The 14,994-nt window shown below is 52.3% G+C and carries 13 protein-coding genes; all 13 read right to left on the reverse strand.

Going from position 1 to position 14,994, the window contains the following annotated elements; translation table 11 throughout:
• Positions 1-69: 69 nt before the first annotated feature.
• The 13 genes from moaC to K349_RS0114670 all read right to left on the reverse strand — a co-directional run bounded on the left by moaC (position 70) and on the right by K349_RS0114670 (position 14,992).
• Positions 70-552 carry a cyclic pyranopterin monophosphate synthase MoaC gene (gene moaC, locus K349_RS0114610; RefSeq protein ID WP_029166500.1) on the reverse strand — a complete coding sequence of 161 codons (483 nt, stop codon included), beginning with the start codon at positions 550-552 and terminating at the stop codon, positions 70-72.
• Between the two features lie 2 nt (positions 553-554).
• Complete coding sequence (moaA, locus tag K349_RS0114615; RefSeq protein WP_029166501.1) at positions 555-1,526, reverse strand: GTP 3',8-cyclase MoaA; 972 nt, start codon at positions 1,524-1,526, stop codon at positions 555-557.
• Positions 1,514-3,451 carry a substrate-binding domain-containing protein gene (locus K349_RS0114620; RefSeq protein WP_051464452.1) on the reverse strand — a complete coding sequence of 646 codons (1,938 nt, stop codon included), beginning with the start codon at positions 3,449-3,451 and terminating at the stop codon, positions 1,514-1,516. Before K349_RS0114620 ends, moaA begins: the two co-directional genes overlap by 13 nt.
• Entirely contained in the window at positions 3,448-4,677 is a 1,230-nt protein-coding gene (locus K349_RS0114625; protein ID WP_029166503.1) for a molybdopterin molybdotransferase MoeA, read from the reverse strand. Before K349_RS0114625 ends, K349_RS0114620 begins: the two co-directional genes overlap by 4 nt.
• A 36-nt stretch (positions 4,678-4,713) precedes the next feature.
• The gene (locus tag K349_RS18890; RefSeq protein ID WP_084460422.1) at positions 4,714-5,370 is read right to left on the reverse strand and encodes an SPOR domain-containing protein; all 657 of its coding nucleotides are present in this window, start codon (positions 5,368-5,370) and stop codon (positions 4,714-4,716) included.
• Between the two features lie 144 nt (positions 5,371-5,514).
• Entirely contained in the window at positions 5,515-7,032 is a 1,518-nt protein-coding gene (locus K349_RS17400; RefSeq protein WP_029166504.1) for a B12-binding domain-containing radical SAM protein, read from the reverse strand.
• A 60-nt stretch (positions 7,033-7,092) separates the two neighbouring features.
• The gene (gene ftsZ, locus K349_RS0114640) at positions 7,093-8,244 is read right to left on the reverse strand and encodes a cell division protein FtsZ (RefSeq protein WP_034265789.1); all 1,152 of its coding nucleotides are present in this window, start codon (positions 8,242-8,244) and stop codon (positions 7,093-7,095) included.
• Between the two features lie 51 nt (positions 8,245-8,295).
• Positions 8,296-9,660, reverse strand: coding sequence for a cell division protein FtsA (gene ftsA / locus K349_RS0114645; protein WP_029166506.1), 1,365 nt, complete (start codon positions 9,658-9,660; stop codon positions 8,296-8,298).
• Positions 9,657-10,454, reverse strand: coding sequence for a hypothetical protein (locus K349_RS0114650; RefSeq protein ID WP_157367408.1), 798 nt, complete (start codon positions 10,452-10,454; stop codon positions 9,657-9,659). Before K349_RS0114650 ends, ftsA begins: the two co-directional genes overlap by 4 nt.
• On the reverse strand, positions 10,426-11,358 hold the full coding sequence (gene murB / locus K349_RS0114655; RefSeq protein ID WP_029166508.1) for a UDP-N-acetylmuramate dehydrogenase: 933 nt from the start codon (positions 11,356-11,358) through the stop codon (positions 10,426-10,428). The genes K349_RS0114650 and murB overlap by 29 nt, the downstream gene beginning before the upstream one ends.
• Positions 11,336-12,721: a UDP-N-acetylmuramate--L-alanine ligase gene (gene murC, locus K349_RS0114660; RefSeq protein WP_245588092.1), complete on the reverse strand. Its 1,386-nt coding sequence runs from the start codon at positions 12,719-12,721 to the stop codon at positions 11,336-11,338. Before murC ends, murB begins: the two co-directional genes overlap by 23 nt.
• A 10-nt stretch (positions 12,722-12,731) precedes the next feature.
• A complete protein-coding gene (locus K349_RS0114665; protein ID WP_029166510.1) occupies positions 12,732-13,874 on the reverse strand; it encodes a UDP-N-acetylglucosamine--N-acetylmuramyl-(pentapeptide) pyrophosphoryl-undecaprenol N-acetylglucosamine transferase in 1,143 nt (380 codons plus the stop codon).
• Positions 13,871-14,992: an FtsW/RodA/SpoVE family cell cycle protein gene (locus tag K349_RS0114670; protein ID WP_029166511.1), complete on the reverse strand. Its 1,122-nt coding sequence runs from the start codon at positions 14,990-14,992 to the stop codon at positions 13,871-13,873. Before K349_RS0114670 ends, K349_RS0114665 begins: the two co-directional genes overlap by 4 nt.
• Positions 14,993-14,994 lie beyond the last annotated feature (2 nt).

A 14,994-nucleotide genomic window follows, 5' to 3' on the forward strand; every position in this document is an offset into this window, starting at 1 on the left:
GATGAAGGTAGACAACAAAAAAATCCTCAGAACGGAAAGGACGAACAAACCTGAGAATACGGGGAGAACTCATCGTTCCACCTCGCATTCGAAAAAGCCGCTTTTTCCCCCGCTCTTTCGAAGCAGGCGAATGCCCTCGATGCGCATACCTTTGTCAATACCCTTGCACATGTCATACACGGTCAACGCCGCAAGAGATACCGACGTCAATGCCTCCATTTCAACTCCCGTAGCCTCCCGCGCTTTTGCCGTGGCGATGATATGGACGGCTTGTTTCTCTCGGTCCATCTCGCAACGGACGGCAACAGCATCAAGGCGGAGAGGGTGACAAAGAGGGATCAACTCGGCGGTTCGCTTGGCGCCTTGAATCCCCGCCAGTTCAGCGATTTGCAGTACATCACCCTTCGCCACGGTGTTGTTCTCGACCGCATCATACACGCTCCTCGGAAGATGCACCCATCCTTCGGCTGTCGCCTCCCGCCTCGATGGGGCTTTCCCTTCAATATCCACCATTACGGGATGGCCCTCTTTGTCAAGATGATTAAAAACCATGTTTATCCTCCAATGCGCGACATGTGTCTTTCCCCATCAAGCAGATCTTTCCAGCACCGTGGTTTTTCCTGCGCCACGCCCACGATCAGCTCTTTCACCGCATTGCGCTCTCGTGCTCGCAAAGGAAGAAAGAGAGAGGTCCCTTTTCGGCTGAACAGACAGGATCTGATTTCTCCGTTAGCACTGAAACGAAGTCGATTACAAGTATCGCAAAAATGATGCGTCACTGCCGCGATGATTCCGATTCGCTGTGCCGTTTTCTCATGGCGGAGATGCATTGCAGGTCCTTCGCTGTGATCCTTTTTTTCGATGAAATGCCACATTTCCGGCTCCGGGAGACGCTGGAGGATCATTTCTGCCGGAAGAAAACGTCCTTCGCTCCAGACATCTCCATCCAAAGGCATGAACTCAATGAAACGCAGTAGCGCTCCTACTCCATGTGCGTACTCCAATAGAGCGGGAATTTCTCCATCGTTGAATCCTTGAATAAGGACCGTATTAATCTTTGTTGCAATTCCCGCAGAAGTTGCACGCGCAATTCCCCGAAAAACCTGCCGGAGATCTCCACCTCGAGTGACAAAGGTGAATTTTTCCGGGTCGAGTGTGTCCAAGCTCACATTGATCCCAGAAAAACCTGCATTCACAAGAATTTCGGCGTACTTTTCCAAGAGAATTCCGTTGGTCGTCAGAGCAAAGCGCAGGCTCGGAAAGGTTGGTTTCAGCATCGCCAGAAAGGAAGCGATACCCTTGCGGACAAGAGGTTCTCCACCGGTAATGCGGATCTTTCTGATACCCAGATCCTGGAGAATATCTATGAGAAAGAGCATGTCCTCATAGGTAAGGATATCGTCATGCGCAATCCAGGGTATTCCTTCTTCCGGCATGCAATAACGACACCTGAGATTACAACGGTCCGTGATGGAAAGTCTAGCGTAGTCCAAACAGCGTCCCAGAGAACCAATCAGGCTGGCCATCGGTAGCCTCCGAGTAGTTCCACCCGATACTTCCACGCGGAATCCTGAAGACAGGCGAAAAGAATCTCTATTCCAAGATGCGAAAGATGTTTTTCTGGAATAATCAATTCGTAAGGTTCTTCAGTGAGGGGAAGAAAATCCAGATCGAATGCATCAGCGGCAGCTTTGATTCCAAGAGCGGCATCGGCAGATCCCGAGGCAACCCGGGAGGCTGCGTCGAGATGCGTCGTGCAAACCACGCCATATCCCTGCACGTTCTCCGGAGCAACACCCTTCTCTTTCAAAAGGGCATCCAGCAAAACTCTCGTGCCCGCTCCAGGTTGGCGGTTGGCGATACGAACCGTTTCTCTCGAGAAATCCGCCACGGAAAAGATTCCTTTCGGATTGCCCCGGGGAACAAGGATTCCCTGCATCCTCCAGTAGATCAGGACACGTTTCCAGACACCCTCCTGGAGGCGTTGTATGAATGGAGTATTGTACTCTCCCGTCTCCGGGTCGAGCAAATGACATGCTCCGACATGTCCTTCTCCCCGGCGCAGCGCCGTGAGTCCACCAAGGCTTCCCACCGAACGAATGACCATGTCGCCCCCACGATCCCGCAACAAGGGGAGGAGATGTTCCAACGCAGGATCATTCGATCCCTGAAAGAGAATCCTCGTTTTCCAGGAAATATCTTTCACGAGAAAAACATTGACAGAGGTCCCCTTCGGAAGTTCAAACTGTTCCGGGTGAAGAAGCGCGAAACCGTCCGCTTCGGCCATCGCCCACATGACGCTGGATCCGGAAGGCAAGGGAACGGCATAACGAACCCCATCCAATTCAACACCTTTGACGCGTAACCATTCCGCAATTCCCTGGGGAGAGGAATGGGGCATAAGAAGCTTCATGGATTCAGGAACGGCCCGAAGGGCCTCCCGCAGAAGATCCCCCTCGGGCAATAGGCCGAACAAGAACCAACGGACGAGAGGATAGAGAACGCTCCAGGCGACCACGGCCGAGGACATGGGGAAACCAGGGAGGCATAGGACGGGGGTATCCTGCACCATGCCGAGAATGGCCGGGCGTCCCGGCTTCATGCGAAGTCCCTTGAAAAGGATCTTCCCCAACGATGCCAACACTGCTTCGGCATGATCCCTCTTGCCCTTCGCGGTTCCAGCACCTACCAGCACAATGTCCGATCGTTTCACCGCATCGAGCACAGCCTCTTCAAGACGGACTCGGTCATCGGCGACAATCGGACAAATCATGCAGGGAACTCCCCACTCATGGAGAAATCCGGCTATCATAGTGGAGTTAGTCTCCGCAACACGACCTGGCACCGGCATGTCCTCCATTTTTTCCGGCGTTTCTATTTCATCCCCGGTGGGAATCATGGTGACGACAGGCGGTTCCGAAAGAGGAAGGTCCAGAACACCTGCGGCGAGAAACAACGCAGCGGACATGGGAGTGACCCTTTCGCCCCTCTTGCCGATGATTTGCCCTCGCATGACATCTTCTCCCACCGGGCGAATATTGGCCCCCAGTGAGAGACTCTTGTAAACACGAAAGGAACCATCAGGGAGAAATGACGCATCCTCTACCATCAACACCGAATCGAATTCCTCGGGAACAGGATTGCCCGTATTTACCCACAGACACGAGGTGTCGTCGATCTCCACGGGTGCGGAGGCGCTCGCCCCTTTGGTCCTCGCGGCAGAAAGAGCATATCCATCGACGGCCGATGCCTGGTAGTGGGGGACATTGCGTCTGGCCAGCACATCCTCGGCGAGGATACGCCCCAGTGCATTCCGACAAGGAGTCTTCACGACACGTCGACGCAGGTGCGGAAAAACCTCGTCGTACAATATTTCAGTCGCTTCCGCCAAGGAAACATATTCCCTCTGCCTTGATTTCTCGTGCCTAGGCTCTTCTGATCCGGGTTTCACGGCAACCAAACTTCCACCACCTCTCCTCGACGCGCCGTTTCTCTATTCTCCGGGAGGCGCAATAAGCCCTCCGCACTGGAAAAGGAACCAACAAAACCGGATTTGTTCGCAATGGGATAAACGAGACCATCTTTTAAGGCAACAGGGAAAAACTCCTCCACGCCCGTTCTGCCCACTACATCATCTCCCAGGGTAAGGAAGAATGTCCTTCGCGCTTGCTTCGGAACACCGGCCAATGCGTCTAGCAAAGGAAGAAGCACGGCAAGCGCTACAACCGTACAGGAATGAGGATGCCCGGGAAGTCCCACGAGAAGCCTTTCTCTCTTTACGTCCCCTGCAATGAGAGTTGGTTTTCCAGGACTCATATTGAGACCGCGTACAATCAAACCCGGCAAGGGAAAAGAGGCGAAGAGATCGGAGCAGAGATCACGGCTGCTCACCGAGGAGCCTCCACTGAGAAGAAGAACCTGGCATTGTTTCAGTGCTTTCTCCATGGCATGGCGAAGAGAAAACTCATCATCGCGCACAATTCCAAAATAGGACACAGAAAAACCGTATTCCCGGAGAAGCGCCTGCAACATCCAGCCATTGGCATCTCGAACACATCCTGGAGGAAGAGGAGTCGTTTCTGGAGGAACGATCTCGTCCCCCGTGCTAAGGATACCAATCCGAAGCACCTTGCACGGTACAGATACAATACCCAATGTCGCGAGAAGTCCCACTGTTCTATAGTCGATCCGCATCCCCTCTTTGAGAACAACGTCTCCTGGGGCGTACTCCTCGCCTTCAAGAAGAACGTTTTCGCTCTCCTGAAGAGAGCGACGAACTTCAAGAAGAGACGCGCTGCGATCTGTATCTTCAAGCATAACGACAGCATCATATCCCTTTGGCAATACACCACCGGTATAAATCCCCGCAGCGGTAAAGGGAAGTCCCTCCTGCAACGGAAGCGTGCCCATAGGGACATCAAACCGCACGTCCAAAAAAACCGGAGAAGAGGATGAAGCGCCGATTACATCGGCGCTTCTCACCGCATATCCGTCCCGAAGGCTCCGAGAAAAGGCTGGAGCCGCCTCCTGCGTGCGAATATCTTCGGCAAGGAGTTTCCCCAGAGAATTTCGCAGGGGAAGAAGTTTACTCCCTATTTTCCAGGGGAATCCCAAGGATGCGGCAACTTTTTCCAGAGCCTCCTTCCGTGAGGACAACGCATGCACGAAACCCGCCATGCCGAATCGCTCCTTACATTGATTTTGGAGAGACGTTCAATTCTGAGGAACGACATAGGTGGGATACCCAGACGCCTTCAGTTTTTTCTCCAGTTCGAGTGCTTCACCACGGCTTTTCCCCGCGACGATCCGCACGCGATAATACAACACGCCCTTGACATCTCCCTGAGTGACGAGCACTGTATATCCTTCTTTTCGTGCCTTGCTCGCCAGCTGTTCCGCCTGTCCCTTTTCAGTAAAGGCGCCTATTTGGACAGTCCAATTTCCGCTCGTTGGAGACGATATCGTTGTTGCAAGCGCTTTTTCACTCCCCGGAACAGGTTTGGCCGGTACAGCAGTTTTCTCGACTGCCTGCTTTTGCCCATTCGTTTTTGTGGAAGGTGGAACACCTGTGGTCTGTGGCTCTCCGACAGGGACGGCGACAGGTCCGTCTCCGTTCTGTACGGAAACAGTATTGGACGTGGAGGAGTTGCCCGAATCTTCAGGTTGGAGAGAATGTGTGGGAGTTACCGTAACAGAACGGGATACTTCGGACTGATAAAGCGAACCACCTTTCGAAGTAGGCAGAAAAAAAAGTTTTACTCCGATCACGAGAAGTCCCACGGCAATGATGCCGACAATGGGCAACATCAACTGCCCGAAAGCGAACATGGGACGCCTCATTTTATAACGCCTGCTCCTTCGTGCGTTCATCAAGGCCTCACCTCCGAAATGATCGCACCGGAAAGATTTTTGGAGCCGTTGCACGCTTCGCAGAGAATAAATCTTTCACGTGCTTTCTCGTCTCCGGTACAAATCAGATTTCTGCCAAGGGCAGTTCACCAAAAGCACGTCGCGCTAAAGCACTGTCAAAGGGAGAAGATCTGGAGAGGGTCTCCCGAGAAAAGTCACAAACGGCGTCCCTTCGCTTTCTCCCCATTGAAGCAGACGTTCACTGTCCTCGCACACGAGATGCGCGATTGTGTATTCCAACACTGCCTCCCGAGCGCTTCCTGGGCGAAAAGTACACCCGAACCGCCCCTTGACGCCCCGAATGGATCGTTTAACAAGCTGAAGTCGACGCTTCGCTTCCTTTTCTCCCACAAAAGGTTGCGCACTCCATGGGGTGAATGGTTTCGGCACAAACGTGTTCACGGAGAGAACGACATCAAGCCGTAGTTTTCCTTGGATGATTTCGACCAAGTCACCAATGGCTCGGAGATCCTCGTCGGTCTCTCCGGGAAGCCCTGTCATGAAATAAAGTTTTACCTTTCGGACGCCTATTTTTTTTGCCATCTCAAGATTCTTAAAGAGAAGTGCATTATCGAAATGTTTTCCGCACTGTCGACGCAACGCATCGTTCGCAGCTTCGGGCGCCACAGTAATACTGGTATGACCACCCTTCACAAGAGCTTTTAACATCCCTTCCGTGAGATTATCCACTCGAAGGGAAGCGAACGAAACCCCTTTGTTCCTTTCCGCTAAAGCGTTCAATAATGCGTCCAAGTCATCGTAATCTCCTGCCTCCGGGGTAACGAGTCCCACTCGTGCAACATCGGGAGGGCAGGTTTCAAGGAAGTCCAAAAGCGTCTCCATCCTCCGCCGTCTAGGCTTCGAGTAACACACGGGGAGGGTACAGTAGGAGCACTTCCTGAAACATCCCCGCTGCAACTCAAGCAAAAACGTCTCTCCAAAAACGCTCTCCGGTGTCGTCCAGAGGCTACTTCCGGGGAACATATCGAGATCGGAAACAGTGTTGCGCCTGAGAGTGACGGCATTCCCGCTTCGCAACAACGGAATATGCACAGGCGGAACAAAGAAAGCCGGGTTGGAGGCCAAAGCTCTCCAAAAGGCAATCCTGTCTCCGTTTCGGAGAAAACGCCTGGTTTCCTCCACCAAAAATGGAATGACCGTCTCTCCTTCGCCAAGAACGACAAAATCCGCCATGGCCGCGAAAGCCATTGGATTGATACCACAAAGAGCGCCGCCGACTCCGACGAGAGATCGGGATGACGCCACTCGATCTTTCCAGCGAAGTGGTACATTTTCCGCAACAAGAGTCTTGACGAAATGAAGGAGATCCGCCTCATAAGAAATACTTGCCGTAATAATTGGAAACGAACCGAGACTCCTCCCATTTTCCATAGAAAAAAAGGGGGCGGAGATCCCAAAAAAGCGCTCCACCCCCACTCCAAGCGATTTGAGCATCCTCACGACCAAATGCAAACCGAGATTCGCCATTCCCACCGAATAGGAAGCGGGGAAAAGCAACGCCCAAAGGGGGTCTCCCCCTTCTTTGAGAGGGATCAGGAGCCTTTCTTTTCCAGGCCGTGGCTTTGAGAATGCTCTACTGCTCTTTTTCGTCTCTGTCGTCATGCGTCCCTTTCGAAGAAACGAGGGGGCTGTCCTCGCATCGGTAAGCAATGAGGAGCACTGTTACTTTGCATTCTTCCGTCGCCTCACGACGGAGGGAATGTCGAGATCGCTGCGTGGCATATCTTTGATGCGAAAGAGATCGTCCTCAAGGACCGAACGGACCTCAGATTCCTCCAATTCGATGCGCCCCTTGCCTCGAACATTTTTCCCCGGTGCAGTCCCCGACGGAGCGCCACCAGCAGGTGAGAATCCCGTGGCAATGACCGTTATTTGTATTTTGTCCTCCATCTGGGGATCAAGAACATGTCCCCAGATGATTGTCGCATCCTCATCAGCCGCCTCGGTGATAACCTGCGCAGCCTCCTGGACTTCGACGATTCCGAGATTTGGGCCTCCAGTGACGTTAAACAGAATCCCCTTCGCTCCGTTCATGGGATTCTCCATGAGAGGGCTATTGATGGCAGTACGGGCGGCCATGGACGCCCGTCCATCGCCATGGGCCTCTCCAATCCCCATAATCGCAGATCCTGCATTACTCATGACGGTCCTCACATCCGCAAAATCCACGTTTACAAGTCCGGGACGCAGAATAAGATCCGTCACACCTTGTACTGCCTGGCGCAAAACCTCGTCTGCCAGCTTGAACGCCTCAGAAAGAGGTGTGTTCTTGTCTGCGATCTGCAAAAGTCTGTCGTTTGGAATAACAATAAGAGCATCGACTTTCTCTTTTAAATTTTGAATCCCAGACACTGCGTGACTCGTTCGCCTCCGCCCTTCAAAAGCAAAGGGTCGGGTCACCACCGCAACGACGAGAGCACCGGATTCCTTCGCCGCTTCGGCAATAACAGGAGTAGCTCCTGTTCCAGTACCCCCCCCCATTCCTGCGGTAAGAAAGACCATATCCGCACCCTGGAGAAGTACCTTAAGTTCATCAAGCGACTCCTTCGCCGCTTTAAAGCCAATTTCCGGATTCGCTCCTGCACCAAGCCCCCGCGTGAGTTCAGTGCCAAGCGCAATCTTCGATTCGGCCTCTGATCTTTCAAGATGTGCCATGTCGGTATTAGCGGCAATGAACTCCACACCGGCGATACCGCTACGGATGATATGGTTGAGCGCGTTATTCCCTCCACCGCCGACACCCACGACCTTTATGACTTCGCGGTATTGTCGATGCATTCTATCAATCTCAAACATATCGCCAATGCCTGCCATTCCGCCAACCCCCTGCGACACGATCTGATAGGTAAATCATCACTACTTAAATTAAAATAATTCTTTCAATGCTTTTTTTATGGAATCGATGATGCCTTGGAAAGAGGTTCTACCCTGAGGCGTTTTTTTTACTCCAGAACTTCTCTTTGTCCGGTCATCTGAAACCGGCGCTCCGGGTACGGACAAAACCGGTTCCAGATATCGAAACGCATTGCGCTCCTTCTCGAGTACATAGCGGATGACACCTGATGCCGCCGCATATTCCAAACCGTTTCTTCCCGGAGGCATGCGATGGATATCGAGCGGTTGAGCAATTCTCACGGGGAGATCCACAACCTGAGAGATGAATTGATCAATCCCATCCGTTTTCGCAACTCCTCCTGTGAGGACAATACCAGCGGGAAGCATGGTTACACCAGATTCAGCAATTTCCTTGGAGACAAGTGTTCCGAAAAGTTCTTCAAGCCTGCAAGCGATGACATCCACAACCTCTTTCACTGTGCAGACGAATCGTTTGCCTCGATTTTCGAATTCCAACTCATCCACAAGCGATTCTGGGTTCTCGTCGAGCGAGACTTCCCGTTTCACCGCTTCTGCCTTACTAATAGGAATTCGCAAAACACAGGCCAAATCGTTGGTAATATGATCTCCACCGACGGGAATCACCGAAAGGCGTTTCGGTTTTCCCTCGGCGTACACGGCAACTCCCGTCGTGCCTCCTCCGACATCCACCACCGATGCCCCGGCCAGGGCTTCTTCATTCGTCAGAACTCCCAATGCACTGGCCAAAGGTTTGATGATCATTCCTTGGACGCGGAGTCCTGCCCTCTGCACACAGGTAACCACGTTCTGCACCACCGCCGTGGGCAAGATGATGGACTGCAACTCCATTTCAAGCCGAACCCCCGTCATGCCAAGAGGATCGTCAATACCGCTGTGCCCGTCAATGGAATATTCAACAGGAATTGTATGAAGAATACACTGATTGGAAGCCACGTTCACCTCTGTTTGCGCAGCCTCAATAACGCGCTCGATATCCTGAATGGTAGTCTGCCGTGGAACACGGCCAAGGGATATCATGCCCCGCGAACGGATGCTCGTCACATCGCTTCCGCCAAAGGAGACGGTAGCCTCCACGATGGGAAGACCGACCATGTTCTTCGCATCTTCAACGGCATGACGTACGGACTGCACCGCTTGCTCGAGATTGACAATAAGGCCTTTCCGGATACCCCTGGAAAGAGCCTGTCCAATCCCAATGATCTGAGCCTCACCGGACGTGCCGTCTCTTTCGGCGACAACGACCACAACCTTACTTGCTCCTATGTCCAGCCCCACAAGGAGCTCAGGCTCCGCGATCACGGCATCATCCGCTCCCTTCCCCGCTCTCTTCCGTAAATGCGGGCGTCGTGTCATTCGTAGTTCTTCCTCACGACGATTTTATCATCATATGTGGCATCTATGAGATAGACGGCATCCTGCTGCGGCGTAAGATCCCGAACGATAACATCCACCGCTCCCTTCAAGCCCTCCCAACGCCGGTCCCGGCCATCCACCATCAGAAGTATACGCCGTCCGTCCAGCGTCATCCGAAGAGTGACGATTTCGATGCCGCTTCTCTTGTGTACTGCCCATTCTTCGAGAAGTGGAAACCATCCGATGAGTTGCAACGTTTTCTTCCAGCTCTCCAGCATTCCAAGAGGCAGTCGCGATCGAAAAATCTGGCGATCTTCAGGGACAACCGCCTGAGGCGACGGCATTTCATCACCCCAAAGCAAAGCGGGTCCTGATGGTCTTCGAATTCCCTTTACGATGTTATTCTCTGGCAAATCTGTCGCCCACAGAAGCCCCTCCTCGTCCACATACCATTCTTTTCCCTGCCAACGAAGAACGAACCAAGGGACCAAGGGACGACACTTCCATTCAAAAAAGCCCCATCCGGCAAAAGAAATCCGAGTCCGAAGAGGGTACATACTTTCCAGATAATTCGCCATATGTTTCGCATGGAGCCAGAAAAGAAGCCAGTTACGTTTTTCTTTATCGGGGATGAGAGACAATAGCTCAACTTCCGAAATACCTACTTCAAGCGACATACGCAAGCCGCGAAGGCGAAAAAACTGAAAATGCTCCTCCGCAGAACAGGCAACCCCTCCCAAAAAAGCAATCAGGAGAACCCATGTTTTAATCCTTAGCCAAAAAGCCCCATTCATCTCCTAAGAGCCGCACTTCCGGTTCCAAAAGAATACCATATACCTGGTAAACATGATGGCGGCATTCTTCTACCAAGGTAACAATATCCGCTGCTCTGGCATTTCCCCTGTTTTCTATGAAATTCGCGTGGTGCAAGGACACCACTGCGTCGCCACATCGCATTCCCTTGCATCCTGCCCGATCAAGCAACTCTCCTGCAAATTCTCCGGGGGGATTCTTGAACACGCATCCCGCCGTTCTCACATTACGCGGCTGCCCACGACGTGCGTTCGCGTAATGAAGGACGTTCCTTCGTATCGTCTCCTGATCGCTCTTACGAAGGAGTATGCCGCATCGAGAAATCACACGCAACGAATCCGAGAGACCACAAAAACGATACGCCCAGGCAATCTCTTTTCCCTCGTAGCGAATTCGTTCTCCGTTCGATTCGATTGTCTCCACCCATTGAACGAGTTCACCGATGTAACGCTCTCGGGAACCCGCATTCCCCATAAGTGCTCCCCCTATTGTACCGGGGATTCCCGTAAGAAACTCGCCTCCACCCAACTCTTTTCGGTAGGATTCACTCAGCCAGCGAGAGAGCAAAACCCCTGCACCCAAAACACATTCCACATACCCGTTCCCTTTTTCCTGGAAAAGGACGGAATCAAGTCCTCGAGTGTAAAGAACAAGCCCCTCTAACCCCTTGTCCGGTATGAGTACATTGCTTCCTCCACCAAGAATCCACAGAGGAAATTCATGTTCACTTCTAATCTTCAAGATCAGGGCAAGAGACTTTTCTTCCCTCGGACAACAAAAGAACTCTGCTGCCCCACCCACTTTCCATGTGGTATAGGCTCCGAGCCCCTCATTTCTTCGAAAGACGGCGCCGAACTCTCGCTCAAGCACCGACGACCATTGCATTCTCGAAGACTCCCTCCCGTAACGCTTGCAAGAGTCTCGGACCGAGAAGACATACGTTCCCGGCGCCTATGGTCAAAATAACATCGCCACTGCGGACAAGTGAAGTGATCTGTTTTTGTACGTCCTTCATGTTTTGACAAAAATGGCAGACATGTCCCTCACGTTCCATCGCATCGGCGATAAGAGCTGAGGAAACGCTATCCGTCTGTTCTTCGTCCGCAGGGTAGATGGGAAGAAGAAAGACCTCGTCTGCAAGAGGAAGAACTTTGGCAAAATCGCCGAACATCGCAGCTGTACGGGTATATCGGTGAGGCTGAAATATCGCAATGAGACGATGACCAGGGAAAATATTCCGAACCGCCCGGAGAGTAGCAGCTATCTCGTTCGGGTGATGGCCGTAATCGTCGTAGATCTGCACATCTCCGATGCTCCCCACATACTGCAATCGTCGCTTGGCACCCCGAAAGACGCGCAGTGCCTTTTTCGTCACAGCAAAGGAAATCCCCAAAGCATCGGCAACCGCACATGCAGCAAGGGCATTCAGAACATTATGCTCTCCCGAAAGACCCAAAATGATATCCCCCATGGGGATCCCGTTCTTATGCGCAACAAAGGAAACACCTCCACCCTGTATGTGGTGGACATGAGTGGCTCCCCAATTCCATCCCTTTCCCCATCCGTATGTAAGGATGTTCTTCCCTTTTATGTGCGGGAGAATAGCTGCCACGCCAGGATCCTCGGCACAAAGAACGGAAATGCCTTCCGGCTTGACATGCCCGAGAAAACGAACGAAGGCATCCTTGACGCTGTCCAAATTTGGATAGTGGTCCACATGATCCCAGTCCACATTCGTCACAACAGCCATTTGGCAATGAAAAAGCTCGAAGGAACCGTCGCTTTCATCGAGTTCCGCTACCATACAAGCTCCATCACCGAGCTTCGCATTGCCTCCGATATCACAGAGTTCACCTCCAATGGCGAGCGTAGGTGAGAGGTCTGCCGTCTCGAGAATCAAGCCTATCATCGAAGACGTCGTTGTCTTACCGTGTGTACCCGCGATACCGATTCCTTTCCTTTCATTGAAAAGCAGACTGAGAATTTCCGCTCGCCGCGCAACGGCGATGCCTCGTTCTCGAGCTGTAAGCAGTTCGAGGTTCGTGGGAGCAATAGCGCTGCTATATACCAGAAGCTCCACGCCGTAATTTTCCAGATGGTCTGCGGAATGTCCGAGAGAAACGGGAATTCCTCTCTCAAGAACCCTCTCCACATACGACGTGGACGTCACATCACATCCGCTCACGGCAAATCCCATCTCATGGAGAAGCCGAGCGAGACCACTCATTCCAGCACCACCAATGCCCATGAGGTGCACGTTATGAAGGCTCTTGAGCATGAGTCCTTGTCCTTCCATTCGGGACATCTCCCTTCATGGTCAACGCGATCACTTTTTCGTAAAGATGTTCACAAATTGTCTCTGATTCGGATGAAGTCGTATCATTGAAGCTTCTGGTTCGATCGTGCACCATTTTCACTACGTGAAGAAGTGCCGCGACAAGGGCAGCCATGGATTCATTTTCTCGCCAGAGCACCCCTCCACCGGCATCCACAAAGGCTCGAGCATTCCACAATTGATGCGCATCACTCGCATGTTCCCAAGGAACGACCACACAGGGAATATGCTGATCTTTCATTTCCGCTAACGTGGAAGCGCCTCCTCGAACAACGGCGACAGTAGCAAGCGAGTAAAATGGCGACGGATCCCAGCGCTGAGAAACAAAAACACAGTTTTCAGCCACCCGTGGCAAGTTTTCGCCTTTCGTGACGAAAAGGAATGTCCATTCGCGAAAAAGGGGCAACTGTGCTATATCTCGCACCACCTGCTCCAATTTCCGGCTTCCCAGCGATCCTCCAAAAATGAGGATCGTCGGTCCCTCCCGAAAAACCACACCGCGCACAAGTGTATTCCATGCCTCGGAATTTTGCAAATGCCGAAACCGCCGCACCGGAATGCCGACATGCGTAAAAAAATCTCTCGACAACGGAGAACACGAAGACCATCCACTCAGCACGGGAACCCGAAAAAAAGCCGCCAGGCGAGTGACTTTTCCCGCATAGGCGTTCTGTTCATGAATTGCCACAGGGACACGACACAGAAGAGATGCGAGGAGCATGGGAAAACTCACATATCCACCAAAAAGCAACACCGCGCCGAAATGACGCTCCTTGAGCAATTTTATGGATGTTTTTATCGCTCCTCCCAAAGCATACCATCTTTGAAGGAGATTGGTTGCAGAGAAATCCAGCGGTGAACCAACCATATTTAGAGAGAGATAGGGGACGCCGCACGCTTGAAAAATCTCTCGCTCCAATTGCCGTTGTCCGGAAAGAAATACCGGCTGGTGTCCTTTGCACTTTCTTTCCATCCACTCCCCAAAGGCAATCGCGGGCCAGAGGTGTCCCCCGGTTCCTCCAGAGACGAGAAGAAAAGGCATGCGCTCTTTCACGTGCTGTGTCACGACCGGCTCTCCCTGGCCAGACGCAAGATAATGCCCGTCCGCATCCAGGCCATTACCAAGGCACTTCCTCCGTAGCTGACAAAGGGAAGTGGTATCCCTGTCAACGGGATAACCTTGGTAACACCACCTACATTGATGAGAAGAGGGAGCACAATGGAAAGCACCATTCCCCACAACAATGAGCGTTCAAAGCCCCGCGGAAAGAGAATGTACACTGACCACGCTCTCCAAATCCATAAAAAGAACAGAAAGAGGACAAAAAGCGTTCCGAACAGTCCCAGTTCTTCGCCTATGGCAGCAAAAATAAAATCTGTATGTGCCGCCGGAAGATACTGCAGTTTCTGAAGGCCATGCCCGACCCCCAAACCCCACAAGTTTCCGTTGGCAAAGGCAATCAATCCCTGAATGACTTGAAACCCTGTGTTTAAAGGATCTGACCAGGGATCGACAAGTGCAAGAATGCGTCGCATTCGATACTCCTTGAAAAGGATGAGAGGAGCAACAGCCAAGAGGGACAGAGCACCCGTACAAAGAGGATAAAGCCAACCCCAAGCCTCAACGAAAAGTCCCATGGCCAGCACGAGTAAGAGAAGAGTTCCTCCCATATCAGGCTGCAGAAGCACCAAGGGAAGAGTGAGGAGAACCACTCCCATGCAGCGTCGAAAAGCTTCGCTTCGCTCCTGTCCCTCTCCTGTAATTTTTTTCGCCACGTGAATCACAAGAGTAAAGGCGAGAAGTTCCGATGTCTGAATGGGCAATGACCCGAGCCGAAACCATCTCCGAGCTCCACCGACAGTCGCGCCGAAAGGCGTAAAAAGCGTGAGAAGAGCCAACACGAGCGCCAATATCCACAATAGTCCGCTCGTTCTGTACCAGAATCCTATAGGAATGGCATATCCACAGACCATGGCACCCAAAGCGATGAAAAGCCAAACAACCTGTTTGGCTCCGAGAGCATAGGGGCTTCCGTAAACATCAATGGCAGCTCCGCTGGACGAGGACGCGATCATCACGATCCCGATACCGCAGAGAAGCATCGGAATAAGCCATAGGAGAGGCTCGCGGAGCTTTTCGATGACACCCTCATTCTGTTGGGCCGAGAACACTTGAGTATCCATCT

Source organism: Aminiphilus circumscriptus DSM 16581, from assembly GCF_000526375.1.
GTDB classification, from domain to species: Bacteria; Synergistota; Synergistia; order Synergistales; family Aminiphilaceae; genus Aminiphilus; species Aminiphilus circumscriptus.